The 17454-nt window shown below is 61.2% G+C and carries 13 protein-coding genes and 1 pseudogene; 13 read left to right on the top strand and 1 reads right to left on the bottom strand.

Features of this window, described 5'->3' with window-relative positions; genetic code table 11:
• The first annotated feature begins 42 nt into the window (after window positions 1-42).
• Genes RAD10_RS40505 through scpA form a run of 3 tightly spaced genes read left to right on the top strand, consistent with a single transcriptional unit; the run spans window position 43 to window position 5276 of the window.
• The gene (locus tag RAD10_RS40505; protein ID WP_375849408.1) at window positions 43-1143 is read left to right on the top strand and encodes a CaiB/BaiF CoA transferase family protein; all 1101 of its coding nucleotides are present in this window, start codon (window positions 43-45) and stop codon (window positions 1141-1143) included.
• Window positions 1144-1196: 53 nt separating this feature from the next.
• Window positions 1197-3080, top strand: a complete 1884-nt coding sequence (locus RAD10_RS40500) for a methylmalonyl-CoA mutase subunit beta (protein WP_370691895.1) — start codon at window positions 1197-1199, stop codon at window positions 3078-3080.
• A gap of 42 nt (window positions 3081-3122) precedes the next feature.
• Window positions 3123-5276, top strand: coding sequence for a methylmalonyl-CoA mutase (gene scpA / locus RAD10_RS40495; protein WP_270162962.1), 2154 nt, complete (start codon window positions 3123-3125; stop codon window positions 5274-5276).
• Window positions 5277-5971: 695 nt separating this feature from the next.
• Here the strand turns inward: scpA and RAD10_RS40490 are convergent.
• Window positions 5972-7513, bottom strand: coding sequence for an acyl-CoA synthetase (locus RAD10_RS40490; protein ID WP_270162960.1), 1542 nt, complete (start codon window positions 7511-7513; stop codon window positions 5972-5974).
• A 269-nt stretch (window positions 7514-7782) separates the two neighbouring features.
• Between RAD10_RS40490 and RAD10_RS40485 the strand changes: the two genes are divergently transcribed.
• From RAD10_RS40485 to livG, 10 genes and pseudogenes are all read left to right on the top strand, one after another.
• Entirely contained in the window at window positions 7783-8457 is a 675-nt protein-coding gene (locus RAD10_RS40485; RefSeq protein ID WP_270162959.1) for a TetR/AcrR family transcriptional regulator, read from the top strand.
• Window positions 8458-8956: 499 nt separating this feature from the next.
• Window positions 8957-10108 carry an acyl-CoA dehydrogenase family protein gene (locus RAD10_RS40480; protein WP_270162958.1) on the top strand — a complete coding sequence of 384 codons (1152 nt, stop codon included), beginning with the start codon at window positions 8957-8959 and terminating at the stop codon, window positions 10106-10108.
• A 30-nt stretch (window positions 10109-10138) separates the two neighbouring features.
• On the top strand, window positions 10139-11314 hold the full coding sequence (locus tag RAD10_RS40475) for an acetyl-CoA C-acyltransferase (RefSeq protein WP_270162956.1): 1176 nt from the start codon (window positions 10139-10141) through the stop codon (window positions 11312-11314).
• A 23-nt stretch (window positions 11315-11337) separates the two neighbouring features.
• A complete protein-coding gene (locus RAD10_RS40470) occupies window positions 11338-12099 on the top strand; it encodes an SDR family NAD(P)-dependent oxidoreductase (RefSeq protein ID WP_270162955.1) in 762 nt (253 codons plus the stop codon).
• Window positions 12096-13271, top strand: coding sequence for an acyl-CoA dehydrogenase family protein (locus RAD10_RS40465; protein WP_270162953.1), 1176 nt, complete (start codon window positions 12096-12098; stop codon window positions 13269-13271). Before RAD10_RS40470 ends, RAD10_RS40465 begins: the two co-directional genes overlap by 4 nt.
• Complete coding sequence (locus RAD10_RS40460) at window positions 13268-14335, top strand: phosphotransferase (RefSeq protein WP_461621828.1); 1068 nt, start codon at window positions 13268-13270, stop codon at window positions 14333-14335. The genes RAD10_RS40465 and RAD10_RS40460 overlap by 4 nt, the downstream gene beginning before the upstream one ends.
• The gene (locus tag RAD10_RS40455; protein ID WP_270162951.1) at window positions 14332-15108 is read left to right on the top strand and encodes an enoyl-CoA hydratase/isomerase family protein; all 777 of its coding nucleotides are present in this window, start codon (window positions 14332-14334) and stop codon (window positions 15106-15108) included. Before RAD10_RS40460 ends, RAD10_RS40455 begins: the two co-directional genes overlap by 4 nt.
• Before the next feature lie 12 nt (window positions 15109-15120).
• Entirely contained in the window at window positions 15121-16284 is a 1164-nt protein-coding gene (locus RAD10_RS40450) for an acetyl-CoA C-acetyltransferase (RefSeq protein WP_270162950.1), read from the top strand.
• Complete coding sequence (locus RAD10_RS40445) at window positions 16281-17276, top strand: NAD(P)H-dependent flavin oxidoreductase (RefSeq protein ID WP_270162949.1); 996 nt, start codon at window positions 16281-16283, stop codon at window positions 17274-17276. The genes RAD10_RS40450 and RAD10_RS40445 overlap by 4 nt, the downstream gene beginning before the upstream one ends.
• 35 nt (window positions 17277-17311) lie before the next feature.
• Window positions 17312-17454, top strand: a pseudogene (livG, locus tag RAD10_RS40440) (high-affinity branched-chain amino acid ABC transporter ATP-binding protein LivG); the annotation flags it as partial.

The raw sequence follows: 17454 nt of genomic DNA, 5'->3' as shown, positions 1-17454 counted from the left end.
CGAGTAGCCGCCGAACAAGAAGAGCTTGATGGGAGATGCAACATGGTAGCTGTTTCGGGCTCGCAGATGAACGGCCCACTTGCCGGCGTTCGCGTCGTAGAATTCGCCGGCATCGGTCCCGGCCCTTTCGCTTGCATGATGCTGGCGGACATGGGTGCGGAGGTTGTGACTCTTGACCGTGTCGGTGCCGCCCGGAACCTGAAGGGAGTTGCATCACGTGGTCGCAAGTGGGCCCATGTCGATCTGAAGGACGACAAGAGCAGGGGCGAGGTAATCGAGCTTCTCAGCACAGCCGACGTTCTCATCGAAGGTTTCCGTCCGGGCGTGATGGAACGCGTAGGGCTCGGTCCTGATGTAATTCTTAGCCGAAATCCTCGACTTGTGTACGGACGGATGACCGGTTGGGGCCAGCATGGACCTCTGGCCAACGCCGCTGGTCACGATATCAACTACATCTCGATCACAGGGGCGCTCGCCGCGATCGGTCCGCGGGAAAGGCCGATCCCCCCACTCAATCTGGTCGGTGACTTCGGCGGAGGTGCGCTCTACCTCGTCGTTGGCGTCCTTGCCGCCGTGATTGAAGCGAAGAAGTCAGGCAAGGGACAAGTCGTTGATGCTGCAATGTGTGACGGAGCAGCCTCATTGATGACCATGTTCTTCGATATGAGAGCTACGGGGAATTGGATTGAAGGCCGCGAGCAAAACTTGCTGGACGGAGGCGCGCACTTCTACGGCGTTTTCGAATGCGCGTGCGGCAACTTCGTCTCGATTGGATCCATAGAGCCGCAATTCTACGTGATCCTGCGGCGGCATGCGGGCCTGCATGATCCAGAGTTCGATGCTCAAATGGACCCTGCAGCTTGGCCAGGGCTGAAGCAAAAACTTGCAGCAGTTTTCAAGACCAAAACTCGCGAAGAATGGTGCAAGATCATGGAAGGCACTGACGTGTGTTTCGCCCCGGTCTTGACGATGACAGAGGCATCGCGACACGAGCACATGGTTTCCCGACAAGTGTTCCTTACCCGCCACGGTGTCCTCCAGCCTGCTCCTGCCCCGCGGTTCTCAAGGACTCCCTCATTGGCTCGTGAGCCAGAAGAACTGTCGCTTGCGGCAATCGTGGGCTCCTGGAAGGACGATCGATAAGTCGTTGTCGCGGTAGTCGTTGCCGTGCGGACGCGATCCGCAATTTTTCGCCGATGTGCAAGGAGGTTCAAACCGTGACGGGGGATGATGTGCCGCTGGCGGCCGATTTTCCCAAGGCGACGGACGCGGACTGGCGCAAGCTGGTCGACGGTGTGCTGAAGGGCGCGCCGTTCGAGAAGCTGGTCGGCAAGACCTATGACGGTCTGAGGATCGAGCCGCTCTATCCGCGCGCCAAGGGCGCTGCGCCTGTGCTGGGACGACCGGCGGCCGCGCCATGGCAGATCATGCAGCGGATCGATCATCCCGACGCTGCGGTCGCGAACGCGCAGGCGTTGCAGGACCTTGAGAACGGTGCGACGGGCCTCGCGCTGGTGTTCGCCGGCGGCAATGGCAGCCATGGCTTCGGCCTGGAACCGACGGCCGATGCGGTCGCGAAAGTGTTGAAGGACATTTACCTCGATGCCGGCATCGGAATCGAGCTTCAGGTCGGCCCGCAATCGCGGATGGCCGCGATCCACATCGCGGAATATGTGAAGAGCAACGGCATCGATCCGGCGGCCTGCAACATCCGCTTCGGGCTCGATCCGCTGGCCGCCTGCGCCGTGTTGGGAAACAGCCCCTACAGCTGGGAAGAGATCGTTCCCGCCGTCACCGGTGGCATCAAAGGCCTCGCCGGGATGGGTTTCAAGGGGCCGTTTGCTTCCGCCGATGGACGCGTGATCCACGATGCCGGCGGCTCCGAGGTGCAGGAGCTCGCCTTCGTGCTCGCCTGCGGCCTCGCCTATCTTCGCGCGATCGAAGGCGCCGGCGTTCCGCTGGAGCAGGCACAGGGCATGGTCTATGCGCGGCTAGCCGCGGATGCCGACCAGTTCCTGACCATGGCAAAATTCCGCGCGCTACGGCTGCTCTGGGCGCGCGTCGAGACGGCGTGCGGTCTGACGCCGAAGCCGCTGTTCATTGCCGCCGATACGGCCTGGCGCATGCTGACGCAGCGCGACCCTTACGTGAACATGCTGCGCGCGACCATCGCGACATTCGCGGCCGGGCTCGCCGGCGCCAATTCGATCACCGTGCTGCCGCATACGCTGGCGCTTGGGCTGCCCGATCCGTTCGCGCGGCGCGTGGCGCGCAACACGCAGCTCCTGCTGCTGGAAGAGAGCAACCTCGCCAAGGTCAGCGATCCCGCGGCGGGCTCCGGTGGCATCGAGACACTGACGGCGCAGCTCTGTGGAGCGGCTTGGTCGCTGTTCCAGGAGAGCGAAAAGGCCGGCGGAGCCTTCGCGGCGCTTCAGCAAGGCCTATTCCAGAGCAAGGTCGCTGCGGCGCGAACGGCACGTGACGCCAACATCGCAAAGCGCCGCGACGTGCTGACCGGCGCGAGCGAGTTTCCGAACCTGCATGAGAGGGAAACGGCGGTGCTCAACGCGACCCCGATTGCGGTCGCGCCTTATGGCGAGGCAAAATACAAGTTCGATGCGCTGCCGCCGATGCGCCTCGCCGCGCCGTTCGAAGCGCTGCGGGACAAATCCGATGCGGCGTTGAAAGCGCGCGGCACGCGGCCCAGCGTGTTCCTGGCCAATCTCGGCACGCCCGCCGACTTCACCGCACGTGCGACATTCGCAAAAAGCTTGTTCGAGGCCGGCGGCATCCAGGCCATCGACACCGAGGGTTTTGCCGATCCCACCCAGCTCGCTACCGCCTTCAAGGCCTCCGGCGCCGCGCTTGCCTGCCTTTGTTCCAGCGATAAGGCCTATGCGGACCTCGCGGAAACATCCGCCAAGGTCCTGCAATTGGCCGATGCGCGGGTCTATCTGGCAGGTCGTCCGACCGATGCCGAGCCGGCGCTTCGTGCGGCTGGCGTCACGGGCTTCGTCTTCGCCGGTTGCGATGCGCTTGCGACATTGCAAGACATCTACCGATGGCTCGCGTCAAATTGACCATGTTTAACAATCCCGTGCTCACTTTGTCTGGTTGGAATCATGAGCTGCATTCCCGATTTCGCTGACGTCGCCTTTGAGTGCGCCGCCACCGCCGCGCCAGGCGGAAGCGCCGCGCCGTGGCTGACGCCTGAGGGGATCCTGGTGAAACCCGCCTATGGCGAGGCCGATCTCGCCGGGCTCGATTTCCTCGAGACCTATCCGGGCATCGCGCCGTTCCTGCGCGGCCCCTACCCGACGATGTATGTCAACCAGCCCTGGACCGTCAGGCAATATGCCGGCTTCTCCACGGCTGAGGATTCCAACGCGTTCTACCGCCGCAATCTCGCGGCCGGACAGAAGGGCCTCTCGGTCGCCTTCGATCTTGCCACCCATCGCGGCTATGACTCAGATCATCCGCGCGTCAGTGGCGACGTCGGCATGGCCGGTGTCGCCATCGATTCCATCTACGACATGCGCACGCTATTTGCGGGCATCCCGCTCGACCAGATGAGCGTGTCCATGACCATGAACGGCGCGGTGCTTCCGATCCTCGCGCTCTATGTCGCAGCCGCCGGCGAACAGGGCGTCGCGCCGGAGAAGCTGTCGGGCACCATTCAGAACGACATTCTGAAAGAGTTCATGGTGCGCAACACCTATATCTATCCGCCTGCGCCCTCGATGCGGATCATCTCGGACATCTTCGCCTACACCTCGCAAAAGATGCCGAAGTACAATTCGATCTCGATCTCCGGCTATCACATGCAGGAAGCCGGCGCGACGCAGGACCTCGAGCTCGCCTATACGCTTGCCGACGGCGTCGAATATCTGCGCGCCGGTCTTGCCGCGGGCCTGGACGTCGACCGCTTCGCGCCGCGGCTGTCGTTCTTCTGGGCGATCGGCATGAACTTCTTCATGGAGGTCGCCAAGCTGCGCGCCGCGCGCCTGCTGTGGGCGAAGCTGCTGAAGCCGTTCAATCCGAAAGACCCGCGCTCGCTGTCGCTGCGCACGCATTCGCAGACTTCGGGTTGGTCGCTGACCGCGCAGGACGTCTTCAACAATGTGATGCGCACGACGGTGGAGGCGATGGCGGCGACCCAAGGCCACACCCAGTCGCTGCACACCAACGCGCTCGACGAAGCCTTGGCGCTCCCGACCGATTTCTCCGCGCGCATCGCCCGCAACACCCAGCTGTTCCTGCAGCAGGAAAGCGGCACCACCCGCATCATCGATCCCTGGGGCGGCTCGTATTATGTCGAGCGGCTCACGCGCGACCTCGCGGCGAAGGCGTGGGGCCACATCCAGGAGGTCGAGGAGCTTGGCGGCATGGCGAAAGCCATCGAAGCCGGCGTACCAAAACTGCGCATCGAGGAGGCCTCTGCCAAGACCCAGGCACGCATCGATGCCGGCAAGCAGGCGGTGATCGGCGTCAACAAGTATAAGCCGACCGACGAGGACAGCATCGAGATCCTGAAGGTCGACAACACCAATGTCCGGCGCCTCCAGATCGACAAGCTGACGCGGCTGAAATCCGAGCGCAACCAGAAGGACGTCGATGCTGCGCTCGCGGCGCTGACGCGTTCGGCCGGCGAAGGCAATGGCAATTTGCTCGCGCTCGCCATCGACGCGGCGCGGGCGAAAGCGACCGTCGGCGAAATCTCGGACGCGATGGAAAAGGTGTTCGGCCGCCACCGCGCCGAGATCAGATCCATCACCGGCGTCTACAAGCGGGAGGCGTCCAGCATGGGCAACCAGGTCGAGAAGGTTCAGGCGCTGATCGACGCCTTCGAGGAGGCCGAAGGCCGCCGTCCGCGCATCCTGGTCGCAAAGATCGGCCAGGACGGCCACGATCGCGGCCAGAAGGTGATCGCATCGGCCTTTGCCGATATCGGCTTCGACGTCGACATCGGGCCGCTGTTTGCGACCGCGGACGAGGCGGCGCGCCAGGCGGTCGAGAACGACGTCCACATCCTCGGCGTCTCCTCGCTCGCCGCGGCGCATCTCACCGCCGTGCCGGAATTGAAGGCCACGCTGAAGAAGCAGGCCCGCGACGACATCATGATCATCGTCGGTGGCGTGGTGCCGCCGCAGGATTACGACGCGCTCTACGCGGCCGGTGCCGAGGCGATCTTCCCGCCGGGCACCGTGATTGCAGACGCGGCCGAGGAGCTGATCCGCAAGCTGAACGCCCGGCTTGGGCATGATGCCGCGGCGTAGCGGCCTAGCTCCCGAGACGGCCTGTGAAACAGCCGCACATTGGGGTTCCGTTTCGATTCCGGTTCTCAGCAGTAGAATAAGCATCGTGCCAACTCTTGAATTGATCCGTCACGAGATAGACCGCATGCGTCTTCAGGTTGGGCGACATCGCAGGGAAATCGCCCGTCTTCAGCGCGCTGGGATACACGTCGACTCGGCAGAGGCTGCTGTAAAGACAATGCTGGCGAAGATCGAAGAATTGTGCCTTCGACGCGACGAATTGGCAAAAGCGAGACCTCATCCTGCAAAGGGCAAAGTCGGTCGCCGAAAATGCTGAGATGGACGAGAGCGTCCCACTAGGCGTCTCGCCACGACATCGACGGGACCGGACATTTGGCCAAATGCTCATGTCTGCAAAAGGCTCAATAGATGACACTTTGTGGCAAAGAGGCCGAAAAATGATGCGGTCTCAATCGCGCACTGGTCTAATACACGGTTCAATAGTGAGGCGGTAACCGATACACTTCGTGCCGTCGAAAACCTCTAAAGTACTGTTACAGCCCGGGCAGCGATATTCCCCTTTCTCCCCTGGCTGCGACCACAATTCGACGCGCTGAAACCCAGCGCCACACTCTGAGCACGTTACATCGGTCTTTCTCAACCTGTACCTCATACAGAGCAGTCTGCGGAGCGATGCATCGCGGCGGCGTTGGCCGTCAGGCGGTTTTCTCTGGCCAGTATCGCTTACGCAACTCCTGCTTCATGAGCTTGCCCGTCTGTGAGCGCGGCACTTCAGGTACGAAATCGACGCTGCGCGGCGCCTTGTAGCTCGCAACCCGGGCCTTCACGAAGGCGATGATTTCTTGCGCCAAGCTGTCGCTATCTTCGATGCCGGGAGTTAGTTGAACGACGGCCTTTACCTGTTCACCCATATCCGGATCGGGAATGCCGATAACGGCCACGTCTGCGATAGAAGGATGAACCACCAGAACGTTCTCGATCTCTTGAGGATAGATGTTAACCCCGCCCGAGATGATCATGAAGGCCTTGCGGTCGGTCAAAAAGAGGTTGCCATCCGCATCGACGCGTCCGATGTCGCCAACAGCGGTCCAATATGGATGCGCGGGATGTTGGGCGGCTTGTGTCTTCTCCGGCTCGTCATGGTAGATGAAAGGCATCTTTTCGCGTTCGAAATAGATGACTCCGGTCTCACCGGCCGGAAGCTCATTTCCTTCCTCATCACAGATGTGAATCTTTCCAAGCACGGCGCGACCGACAGAACCGGGTTTCTTCAACCACTCCTCCGATCCAATCACGGTCATGCCGTTCATTTCGGTAGAGGAATAGTACTCCCACAGGATCGGACCCCACCATTGGATCATTTCTTGCTTGATCTCAGCGGGGCAGGGTGCGGCCGAGTGGATAGCGACCTTCAGGCTGCTGACGTCGTATTGATGTCTGACGGATTCAGGCAGCTTGAGCATCCGAACAAACATGGTAGGCACCCACTGGCTGTGGGTCACCTTGTAGTCCTGCACGGCGGCCAAAGCTGCTTCGGCGTCGAACTTGTCCATGACGAGTGCGGTACCGCCTAATGCCTGGACGGTGGCGCATGTGCGAAGCGGTGCCGCGTGATAGAGAGGCGCAGGAGACAGATAGATGGTGTTTTCATCGAAGCCGAAACTCGATGAGAACATCTGGACCATTGTGTCGCCCGCTTCTGAAACGTCTCGCTGCGGCAACGCGTGTTTCACGCCCTTTGGCCGACCGGTCGTACCGGAAGAGTACAACATATCGGCGCCACGAGGCTGAGACGACGGCGCGTCAGTCCGAGCTGATTTCAGTATTTGATTGTACGAATCGTAACCCGCCAACTCTTCGTGGAGACAAACCCGTCGCTTCAGCTTTGGATGCGCGCCAAGCCTGGAGACCGTCTCAACAGCGCCTCGACCAACGAACAACGCGGCAGCACCAGAGTTTTCGAGCATGTAGTCGACTTCGCTGGCGCTCAGCCGGTAGTTTATCGGCATCAGGTACAAGCCAGATCGTTGAGTGGCCCAATAGATCTCGAATACCCAAGAGCTGTTGTCTGAAAGTAGGCCAACCACGTCGCCGACGCGCAGGCCTGCGTCGGACAGCCAGTTCGCGATGCGCCGTGAACGATCCTCCAAGTCCCCGTAGGTCACGACCTCGCCAGTGGCGGTCATGATGAGGGCCGGGCGGTCCGGATTTGTAAGCGCGTGGGTCCCCGGATACATGAGCACTCCCTGGATACCACCCCTCAAGAGGCGGAGTTACGATTTGGAGCGAATTGGCCCGGATCGGGGTTCTTGCGCCCGCCAAGGTCGAGATGCCAGCTAGGCTGGCTTCGCCGGCTTTGGCCCAAGGGCCAGGCAACCGCCGCGCCCCCGACTGCTTCTCCGCCCATTGAATTGCTTACAGTTCAGGCTTGAACAAGAACTGATATTGATGTCACATTACTGATTGTAGGCTGGCGGTCAAGCGGACCCGATGCTAAAGGTCGCAAATGCTGGACATCGGTGATTCTGCGTTGGAGCCCTTGGCCCCCGCCACGGCGAAGGGCGCTGCGATGCGCCAGCGGCTCCTTGATGCCTCGGCGCGCGTCTTCGCGCGTAAGGGGTACGAGGCAACCAGGGTCGAGGATATCGTCAAGATTGCTCGCACATCCTACGGCAACTTCTATCGGCACTTTCGGAATAAGGATGAGATTCTGCTGGCCGTGCTTCGGCCACTGATCGACGAGATCTACGTTGCAAGCAAGCGTAGGATCGGCCGCTCATTGAAAGCGACCGAAGCGGAATTCATTGAAAACACCATCGCTTATCTCAAGATCTATGCACAGCATCGTAAATTGTTGCGCGTTATGCGCGAGGCGGCTGCTCGCGGCGAGAAAGCCACCTTCCTGTCGCTTTACGTCTCGGAACGAAGTCGCTTCGTGAGACGAACCACCACCTGGCTAATGCGGCTTCAAGGATTAGGCGAACTAAGTCGTGAACTTGATCCTGAAATGGCTGCTGAGGTGCTCGGTTCTACGATGGAGCAGATTGCCTACATGAAATTTGATCTCGCGCCGAAAGATCCGAGTGATGCCGAGACCCAGCACATAGGCACACACTGCGCAAAGGTCTGGTATCGAGGCGTGTTTGGGATGGTCAAAGAAAGCCCTGAGGCTTCGAATTGACGTATCGCCTTAGGCGGGGCTCATTATCCGCTCTGCGTCGCGACGAGGTATGAGCGAAACACAATCATGAGCAGCTTGTCTCGCTGCTGTCGGTGGGGATGATCGGCAAGATCGTCGCCTTTCTGAGTCATCGAATCCTGTATCGATCGGGTGCGACGCCCGTCGATGTCCATGTGGCGTCTCACGGCCATTAGAGCCTATTCCTCGAATTTCGGCCCAAGACGGCCACGGCCTGTCGTCCGTCTAAACGCCAGCTAGGGTCTTGTTTGCAAACGATAGGCGAACTCGGCTTGACGAGACGAGCTAATCGGTAATATGACGTCAATATCACTTTTAAGCGCCAGCCAGAAGCGCAGATCGTTTCGCACGGGAGGAGCCGATAAAATCGGCAAAAAGCAATGAAACCAATGATTTCGTCACTCCATCTGCGGCTTGCTTTGGTGCTGCCATTGGGTTGCTTCGGCGTGATCTGCGGCGAAAATCCGGCGGAGTGCGCGTCGTGATCCTCAATGAAACGCAGGCGGCAATACGCGACGAGGTGCGTAAATTCGCCCAAGAGCGAATTGCTCCTCGCGCGCGCGAGTTCGAACAGGCCAAGGGATATCCAGCAGAACTCTTTGAGGAGCTTGCGGGTCTTGGTCTCATGGGAATGATCGCACCCGAAGAAGAGGGCGGAGCAGGTGCGGACTACGTCTCCTACGCAGCATCGCTCATCGAAATCGCGGCGGCGGACGGCGCGCTATCTACTATCCTCAGCATCCAGAACAGTCTGATCGTATCCGGCCTCCTTAAGGATGGCACGCCGACACAGCGAGCAAGCTTTCTGCCTTCACTCATTTCCGGTCGAATGATCGGCGCATTCGCTCTTACGGAGGCAGAGGCAGGTTCTGACGCTTCCGCGTTGAGGACGCGCGCGACCCGTGCAGGATCTGGTTACAAGCTCAACGGCGCGAAGCAGTTCATCTCGTCCGGTCGAACGGCTGGACTCGCGATCGTGTTCGCCGTCACCGATCCTTCCGCCGGCAAGCGCGGCATCACAGCTTTTCTGGTTCGCACCGATAGTCCAGGTTACAGCGTCGAGAGGATCGAGAGCAAGCTAGGGCAGGCCGCGTCAGACACGTGTGCTCTACGGTTCGACGACGTTTACGTCGAAGGAGAGATGCGGCTTGGCCAGGAGGGCGCTGGTTATTCGATCGCGCTCTCCAATCTGGAGGCTGGCCGCATCGGCATCGCTGCCCAATGTATTGGAATGGCTCGCGCGGCGCTCGATGCGGCCGCAAGATATGCGGGCGAGCGCAAGAGCTTCGGCGCACCAATCTTTTCGCATCAGGCCGTCGGGTTTCGGCTTGCGGATCTTGCCGCCCGCCTGGAGGCGGCGCATCAACTGGTTTTGCATGCGGCCGCAATGAAGGACGCGGCCCTGCCGTGTCTGAAAGAAGCTTCGATGGCCAAGCTCGTCGCATCCGAAACCGCCGAGGCGGTGGTCTCCGGTGCGCTCCAGACGTTCGGTGGCTACGGCTATCTGGAAGATTTCTCCGTCGCCAAGATCTACCGAGATGTGCGCGTCTGCCAGATCTACGAAGGCACCTCGGACATCCAGCGAATGGTCATCGCGCGCGAACTCGCCCGAGAGGCGACAGCTCACGATTAGTTTCGAAACTAACGGAAGGTCTCCACGTCCATGTCCGACCCAGTTGTTATCGCGAGCTACGCGCGCACGCCTATCGGGTCCTTTCAGGGCGCGCTCGCGCGCTTCAAGGCCACCGAGCTCGGTGCGGCGGCAACGAAAGCGGCAGTTGAGCGTGCTGGCATCGAGGCGGAGCGCATCAATCAGGTCGTGATGGGGTGCGTGCTGCCGGCCGCGCTTGGTCAAGCTCCCGCCCGACAAGTTGCGTTGGGGGCGGGATTGCCACTGAGCGCGCAGGCGACCACGGTCAACAAGATGTGCGGTTCGGGCATGCAAGCCGCGATCTTGGCCCATGACGCGCTCGCCGTCGGCTCTGCCGACGTTATCGTTGCAGGTGGCATGGAAAGCATGACGAATGCACCATATGCCCTGCCCAAGCATCGTAGTGGCGCGCGCATCGGGCACGACCGCGTCGTAGACACGATGATGATGGATGGACTGGAGGATGCGTATACTCCAGGTAAGGCCATGGGCGCCTTCGCGGAAGATGCTGCGCGCGAATTTCAGTTTGGTCGCGATGCGCAAGACGCATATGCGCTCCGGTCCTTGGATCGCGCTCGGGCTGCGATCGCCAGCGGCGCATTTGCCGACGAGATCGCCGCTATGCCGGCGGCCGCCAAAGATGGATCGGTCGTGGGCACGGACGAGCAGCCAGGAAAGGCGAAGCCCGAAAAGATATCTCTGCTGAAGCCGGCGTTCGCAGCTGACGGCACGATCACCCCTGCCAACGCATCGTCCATCTCTGATGGAGCCGCAGCTCTCGTGATGACCCGCCGAAGCATTGCCGATAGGCTGGGCCTTCCGATCGCCGCCACGATCCGCGCACACGCGGCGCACGCTCAGGCGCCGGCTCTCTTTACGACTGCTCCCGCGCCGGCAATTCAGAAGGCGCTGGCCAAAGCGGGGTGGTCCGCTTCGGACGTCGATCTCTACGAGATCAACGAAGCATTCGCCGTTGTGGCGATGATCGCTGCGCGCGAGCTCGACATTCCGGCCGAGAAACTCAACGTCAACGGCGGTGCGACCGCCCTCGGCCATCCCATCGGCGCAAGTGGCGCCCGAATCATCGTCACGTTACTGGCCGCGCTTAAGGCGCGGGGCCTCAAGCGCGGTGTGGCCAGCCTCTGCATTGGTGGCGGCGAAGCGACGGCAATGGCCATCGAAATCTGAATCGGAAAGGACAAAGGACAATCATGCAAATCAAGGGAACGGCGGCGGTTGTGACTGGCGGGGCGTCTGGCCTCGGAGGCGCCGCAGCGGAGCGCCTGGCGGCCGCCGGTGCGAAGGTCACCATCCTGGACCTCAATGCAGAGCTGGGCGAGGCGCACGCCAAGTCCATCGGCGGGCACTTCATCAAGGTTGACGTGACTGACGAAGACGGTGTCGAGCAGGCGCTCGAGTCAGCAGAGCTCATGCACGGTAAGGCGCGGATCCTGGTCAACTGCGCCGGCCTCGGACCGCCCGGCAAAGCCATCGGTCGAGACGGCAAGGCGCTGCCGCTGCGCGACTTCGCCAGGACCATCAACATCAATCTGATCGGTAGCTTCAACGTGCTATCGAAGTTTGCCGCCCGTCTTCATATGGCCGAGACTGTTGGTGAGGAGCGAGGCGTCATCGTCAACACGGCCAGTGTGGCTGCATACGATGGCCAGATCGGCCAAGCGGCCTATTCAGCATCAAAGGGTGGAATCGTCGGCATGACGCTGCCCCTTGCTCGTGAATTTGCGCGTTACGGCATTCGGGTGATGACGATCGCGCCGGGCATCTTCCTTACGCCGCTGCTGATGTCGCTTCCGGAAGAGGCGCAGAAGTCGCTCGGCAAGCAGGTTCCATTTCCAAGCAGGCTCGGTCAGCCGTCCGAATTTGCTCAAATGGTCGAGTCCATTGTCGTCAATCCGATGCTCAACGGCGAAACAATCCGCCTCGACGGCGCAATCCGGATGGCACCGAAATGAGCGGGGTCGGCGCGGAGCGTACTCAAGAGATCGCGGATCGCGTCGAGCGCTTCGTTCGGGACGTCGTTGTCCCGTTCGAGCGCGATCCTCGCCGTGATCATCACGATTGCCCAAAGGACGAGTTGGTCACCGACCTGCGCGAGCTGGCGCGGGCTGCAGGCGTCTTGACGCCGCACATCCTGGCAGATGGTTCACACCTCTCGCAGGGCGAAACCGCTATCGTTCTGGCCAAGACGGGTCTATCGCCGCTTGGGCCGCTCGCGTGCAACACGGCGGCTCCCGACGAAGGCAACATGTACCTTCTGGGTAAAATTGGCTCGCCGGAGATCAAGGAACGCTTTCTCAAGCCGCTGGTCGAGGGACGCGCTCGGTCCGCCTTCTTCATGACCGAACCGGCCGAAGAAGGGGGAGCAGGCTCCGACCCATCGATGATGACCACGATCTGTCGCCGGGACGGCAATCAGTGGGTCGTGAACGGACGCAAGGCGTTCATCACAGGTGCCCGCGGAGCCAAGGTCGGCATCGTTATGGCAAAGGCCGAGGAGGGCGCCTGCATGTTCCTCGTCGATTTGCCTGATCCGGCAATCACCATCGATCATGTGCCCAACACGATCGACAGTTCGATGCCAGGCGGGCACGCCGTCCTGACCATCCGGAATCTGCGCATCCCGGCCGATCAAATGCTCGGACACCCGGGTGAGGGCTTCAGGTACGCGCAGATCCGCCTTTCGCCGGCCAGGTTGTCGCATTGCATGCGCTGGCTGGGCGCCTGCATTCGCGCGAACGAGATCGCGACTAGGTACGCCAACCGTCGGCAGGCGTTCGGCAAGACGCTCATCGATCATGAAGGAGTTGGCTTCATGTTGGCCGACAACCTGATCGACCTCAAGCAGGCCGAGTTGATGATCTCCTGGTGCGCGAGTGTCCTGGACACGGGATCGCTCGGAACAAACGAGAGCTCCATGGCGAAGGTTGCGGTCAGCGAGGCGCTCATGCGTGTCGCCGATCGTTGCGTGCAGGTCATGGGCGGATCGGGCGTGACCAACGAAACCATCGTCGAGCAGGTGTTTCGTGAGGTTCGTGCATTCCGCATCTACGACGGTCCCACCGAGGTGCACAAATGGTCACTTGCGAAAAAGATCAAGCGCGACTGGCAGAAGGCAAACCCGTGAGCGCGCTCGACGATACCGCCAACTCCGGATTGGCGGAACCCTCTGACGCCCATCGTCTTGACGAGGGTGCCTTGGCGCGCTGGATGGCGGCCAATGTCGAGGGGTTTCGAGGGCCGCTCAACGTCTCCAAATTCAAGGGAGGTCAGTCGAACCCGACTTACCGTCTTCAATCCGCAGACGGCGTCTACGTGCTCCGGCGCAAACCACCGGGCCCATTGGTAGCCGGAGCGCACGCCGTCGATCGCGAGGCGCGCGTCCAGCGCGCGCTGTCGCAGGTCGGGTTTCCTGTGGCACGCATTTACGGCTATTGCGCCGACACGTCCGTCATCGGAAGCGAATTCTATGTGATGCAGCTGGTGGAGGGCCGCATCTTCTGGGACGCGACTTTCCCCGGAGTTAGCAGAGAAGAACGACCTTCCTACTTCAACGCCATGTGCGACGTCATCGCGCAACTCCACTCGGTTGACCCGACCTCGATCAGCCTGGGCGACTACGGCAAGCCGGGCAGCTACTTTGAGCGGCAGATCAGCCGGTGGTCGCGCCAGTATCAGGAAGATCCACAGGCCGGGCGCGATGCCAACATGGATCGCCTTGTCAGCGAGCTTCCGGGAAGGATTCCGGCGGGTGACGAGGCCTCCATCGTGCATGGCGACTTCCGTTGCGACAATCTGATCTTTCATCCGAGCGAGCCGCGGGTGATCGCCGTGCTCGACTGGGAGCTTTCGACCCTCGGACATCCGCTCGCCGACTTCGCTTACCACGCAATCATGTATCGAATGCCTCCGCACATAGTTGCTGGCCTAGCGGGAGCAGATCTGGCCGCTCTCAATATTCCGAGAGAAGCCGAATACATCGACAGGTACTGCCGCGCGACCGGCCGAGAGGCGATTGCAGACTGGCAGTTCTACGTTGCTTTCAACTTCTTTCGGCTTGCGGCGATCATGCACGGCATAGCCGGTCGCGCGCTGCGCGGGACAGCGTCGTCGACGCAGGCCATCGAGCGCGGAAAGAGCTTTCCGGAACTGGCGAAGCTGGCTATTCGCGCGTTGGAGAATCTAACATGAGTGCTCCGGTCGAATTCTCTTGCGACGAAAAAGTCGCAACCTTGACGTTGGCACGTCCGGAACACGGAAACGCGATTGATCCGGCGATGGCCCGCGCTCTCCTGCAGGCCGCCGAACGTTGCGACGAAGATGATGATATCCGATGCGTCATCCTGACGGGGCGCGGAAAGCTGTTTTGCGCAGGCGGTGATGTCAGTGCGTTCGCCGCGGCTGGCGACAACGTGTCGGCATTCCTGGAGGATTTGGCGGGAACGCTTCACGCGGCGATTGTGCGCCTTATGTATATGCGGAAACCGCTGATTACGCTTGTGAACGGACCTGCAGCCGGAGCAGGCATGAGCCTCGCAATGATCGGCGACTTTGCGTTAGCGGCGCGGTCAGCGCACTTTTGCGCCGCCTATACCGCCTTAGGCCTCAGTCCTGACGGAGGAATGAGCTGGCTGCTACCGCGCGTGGTCGGCCTTAGGCGAGCACAGGAGATCATCTTGTCTAATCGACGCGTACCGAGCGACGAAGCGGAGCGAATAGGACTCGTTACGCGTATTGTCGATGGCGAGCAGCTGCTTGCTGCCGGCACCGAAATTGCCGCGAAACTTGTGGCAGAACCGGTGGCGGCGCTCGGCGCAGCACGCCGTCTCTTGGTCGAAAGCTATGAAAGCACGTTGGAGGAGCAACTCGAGTTGGAGATGTGGAGCATCGCCGAGCTGGGCGGCTCGGACGAGTCGCGCCGTCGTGTTGCGGCATTCGCCGCTCGTCGCAATTCAAACGGATGAAAGGATCAGGCTATGGCAGAAGCTTATCTCGTTGAGGTGGTACGGACAGCTGGCGGCAGGCGTAACGGCAAACTTTCCGGCTGGCATCCGGCCAACATGGCTGCCGAAACACTCAACGCGGTCGTCGATCGGTCGGGGATCGACCCGGCCGCCGTCGAGGACGTGATCCTGGGTTGCGTGACACAGGCCGGCGAGCAGGCGTTCGCCTTCGGGCGGAATGCGGTGCTTGCCTCCAAGCTCCCGGAATCCGTTCCGGCCGTGACGATCGATCGGCAATGCGGCAGCTCGCAGCAGGCGGTGCAGTTCGCTGCGCAAGCGGTGATGTCGGGCACTCAGGATGTGGTGATAGCCGCCGGCGCGGAAAGCATGACGCGCGTGCCGATGTTCTCGAACATTTCGTTGCATCAGAAGGAGGGCATTGGGACCGGCCCGATCAGCGACCGCATTCAGAAGCGGTTCGGCGTGGAATCCTTCAGCCAGTTCGAGGGTGCCGAGATGATCGCAAGGAAATACGGGTTTGATCGGCTGACCTTGGACCGGTTCGCTCTCGAAAGCCACCGGCGCGCGGCAGAGGCAACGAAATCCGGAGCCTTCAAGAGCGAGATCGTTCCGCTCAAGATCGAAGGGGGAGAGCACATCGTCGATGAAGGAATTCGATTCGACGCTTCGCTGGAGTCGATCGGCTCGGTCAAGCTTCTGAAGGAGAATGGCGTCGTCAGTGCCGCCAACGCGAGCCAAATCTGCGACGGCGCCTCGGCTGCACTGGTCGTCAGCGAAAAGGCCCTCAAGGACTATAATCTGAAGCCGATCGCGCGCATCGTTGGCCTCACGGTGACCGCCGGCGACCCCGTCATCATGCTTGAAGAGCCGATCAACGCAACCCGTCGGGCCCTTGCAAAGGCCGGAATGAAGATCGGCGATATTGACCTCTACGAGGTCAACGAGGCTTTCGCACCGGTGCCGCTGGCCTGGCTTCAGGCGATCGAGGCCGATCCCGCAAAGCTCAATGTCAATGGCGGCGCGATTGCACTCGGTCATCCGCTCGGAGCCTCGGGTACCAAGCTCCTTTCGACTCTGGTCCATGCTCTGAGGGCTCGAGGCAAGCGATACGGGCTTCAGACGATGTGTGAGGGCGGAGGCATCGCCAACGTCACGATTGTCGAGGCTTTGGGATGACCTTCCAAACCCGCTTCACGGAGCTTGTCGGCGTCCGTCACCCGGTCATGCAGGGCGGCATGATGTGGGTCGGGCGCGCAGAGCTCGCCAGCGCAGTTTCCAACGCCGGCGGGTTGGGTGTCATCACGGCCTTGACTCAGCCGACGCCGGATGATCTGCGGCGGGAGATCGAACGCTGCCGGTCGCTGACCGATAAGCCTTTCGGGGTCAACCTTACGATACTGCCCTCGGTGACACCTCCGCCTTACGCCGAGTATCGCAAGGCCATCATCGAAAGCGGGATCAAGGTGGTCGAGACGGCTGGTGCCCGGCCACAAGAGCATGTGGAGGAGTTCAAGTCCCATGGCGTCATCGTCATTCACAAATGCACGTCGGTTCGGCACGCCATATCTGCCGAGAAAATGGGAGTCGACGTCGTATCGATCGACGGCTTTGAGTGTGCCGGGCATCCCGGTGAGGACGACGTACCTGGCCTCGTATTGATCCCCGCTGCGGCAGACAAAATTTCCATTCCGATGCTGGCCAGTGGTGGCTTCGGCGATGGTCGCGGCCTCGCTGCTGCGCTGGCCCTTGGAGCTGACGGAATCAATATGGGCACGCGCTTCTGCGCGACGGTTGAGGCTCCGATACACGAAGCGGTGAAGCAGTTTCTGGTTGAGAACGACGAGCGGGCAACGAACCTCATTTTCCGAAAGTTTCGGAATACGGGGCGCGTGGCCAAGAATAGCGTGTCCGACAATGTCGTTGCGATCTCAAGCGTGCCCGACGCCGCGTTCGACGATGTCCGGCCATTGGTCGCAGGGGCGAAGGGGCGCGTTGCGCTTGAGACGGGGGATCTCGATGCCGGGCTGATCTGGGCCGGGCAGGTGCAGGGGCTGATTCACGACGTACCCACTTGCAAGCACCTGATCGAGCGAATCGTTGCCGATGCCAAAGTTACGATTGGTGGGCGGCTCGCTGGATTGCTGAAGCCTGAAGGTCTCCCGGTTTGAAGAAAGAGCCGGTGGATCGGCGTGTGGGGAAGTGCATGATTCAAGCGAGTCAAATGAAGGATCAAGAGGCGTTACTCTCGGTTCGAGATGTGACGGTGGCCTTCGGCGGCATCATCGCGCTCAACGGCGTGTCCTTCGACATGCACAAGGGCCAGATCCTCGGCTTGATCGGCCCCAA

The organism is Bradyrhizobium sp. 23AC, from assembly GCF_054863025.1.
The sequence above is the reverse complement of the archived record's forward strand: the minus strand, read 5'-3'. Positions and strand labels throughout refer to the sequence as shown.

Excerpts from the sequence above, each read along its gene's own strand:
- RAD10_RS40490 (WP_270162960.1), bottom strand. The coding sequence starts at position 7,513 with ATGTATCCGGGGACCCACGCGCTTACAAATCCGGACCGCCCGGCCCTC.
- RAD10_RS40455 (WP_270162951.1), top strand. The coding sequence starts at position 14,332 with ATGAGTGCTCCGGTCGAATTCTCTTGCGACGAAAAAGTCGCAACCTTG.
- RAD10_RS40445 (WP_270162949.1), top strand. The coding sequence starts at position 16,281 with ATGACCTTCCAAACCCGCTTCACGGAGCTTGTCGGCGTCCGTCACCCG.
- RAD10_RS40505 (WP_375849408.1), top strand. The coding sequence starts at position 43 with ATGGTAGCTGTTTCGGGCTCGCAGATGAACGGCCCACTTGCCGGCGTT.
- scpA (WP_270162962.1), top strand. The coding sequence starts at position 3,123 with ATGAGCTGCATTCCCGATTTCGCTGACGTCGCCTTTGAGTGCGCCGCC.
- RAD10_RS40465 (WP_270162953.1), top strand. The coding sequence starts at position 12,096 with ATGAGCGGGGTCGGCGCGGAGCGTACTCAAGAGATCGCGGATCGCGTC.
- RAD10_RS40470 (WP_270162955.1), top strand. The coding sequence starts at position 11,338 with ATGCAAATCAAGGGAACGGCGGCGGTTGTGACTGGCGGGGCGTCTGGC.
- RAD10_RS40475 (WP_270162956.1), top strand. The coding sequence starts at position 10,139 with ATGTCCGACCCAGTTGTTATCGCGAGCTACGCGCGCACGCCTATCGGG.
- RAD10_RS40450 (WP_270162950.1), top strand. The coding sequence starts at position 15,121 with ATGGCAGAAGCTTATCTCGTTGAGGTGGTACGGACAGCTGGCGGCAGG.
- RAD10_RS40485 (WP_270162959.1), top strand. The coding sequence starts at position 7,783 with ATGCTGGACATCGGTGATTCTGCGTTGGAGCCCTTGGCCCCCGCCACG.
- RAD10_RS40500 (WP_370691895.1), top strand. The coding sequence starts at position 1,197 with ATGTGCAAGGAGGTTCAAACCGTGACGGGGGATGATGTGCCGCTGGCG.